Genomic DNA, 1,030 nt, shown 5'->3' on the forward strand with positions numbered 1-1,030 from the left:
GGTGGGTGCCATGGAAAGCCAACTGCGCCGCGAGCCAGCCTTCAAGGCGCTCTCCGTGGAACTGGCCGCCATTCGCGACGCCGCGCCGCGCCGGGACGGGGAAGCCAGTCTGCCCTACGCCCGCCGCCTGCACGAGCAGCGGCCCGGCCTCAGCCTGAGCGAGCTGTCCCTGCTCTCGGGCACCACGGAAAGCCAACTGCGCCGCGAGCCGGCCTTCAAGACGCTCTCCGTGGAACTGGCCACCATTCGCAACGCCGTGCCGCGCCGGGACGGGGAAGCCAATCTGGCCTACGCCCGCCGCCTGCGCGAGCAGCGGCCCGGCCTCGGCCTGAGCGAGCTGTCCCTGCTCTCGGGCGCCTTGGAAAACCATCTGCGCCGCGAGCCGGCCTTCAAGGCGCTCTCCATGGAACTGGCCGCCATTCGCGACGCCGTGCCGCGCCGGAACGGGGAAGCCAGTCTGGCCTACGCCCGCCGCCTGCGCGAGCAGCGGCCCGGCCTCAGCCTGAGCGARCTGTCCCTGCTCTCGGGCGCCTTGGAAAGCCATCTGCGCRGCGAGCCGGCCTTCAAGRCGCTCTCCGTGGAACTGGCCGCCATTCGCGACGCCGTGCCGCGCCGGGACGGGGAAGCCAGTCTGCCCTACGCCCGCCGCCTGCGCGAGCAGCGGCCCGGCCTCAGCCTGAGCGAGCTGTCCCTGCTCTCTGGCGCCACGGAAAGCCAACTGCGCCGCRAGCCGRCCTTCAAGGCGCTCCCCGTGGTACTGGCCGCCATTCGCGACGCCGTGCCGCGCCGGGACGGGGAAGCCAGTCAGGCCTACGCCCGCCGACTGCACGAGCGGCGGCCCGGCCTCGGCCTGAGCGAGCTGTCCCTGCTCTCTGGCGCCACGGAAAGCCATCTGCGCAACGAGCCGGCCTTCAAGACGATGTATGCGCAGCCTGCGGCCATTGGCAGCCACGTGCCGGCACAAGTCATCAAGTCGGAGTCGACAACCATCAAGGAGCCAGATCCTGTATTCGTGGAGAAGCCGTTGGAC

Annotated in this window: 1 protein-coding gene; it reads left to right on the forward strand. The window is 71.1% G+C overall.

What is annotated here, in order from left to right; all coding sequences use genetic code 11:
- Positions 1 to 1,030 (forward strand): hypothetical protein (locus tag AC1DQ3_RS36490; protein WP_477124947.1); only part of this gene is annotated, 1,030 nt, incomplete at both ends.

It is taken from the genome of Cupriavidus sp. 01T418 (assembly GCF_056398885.1).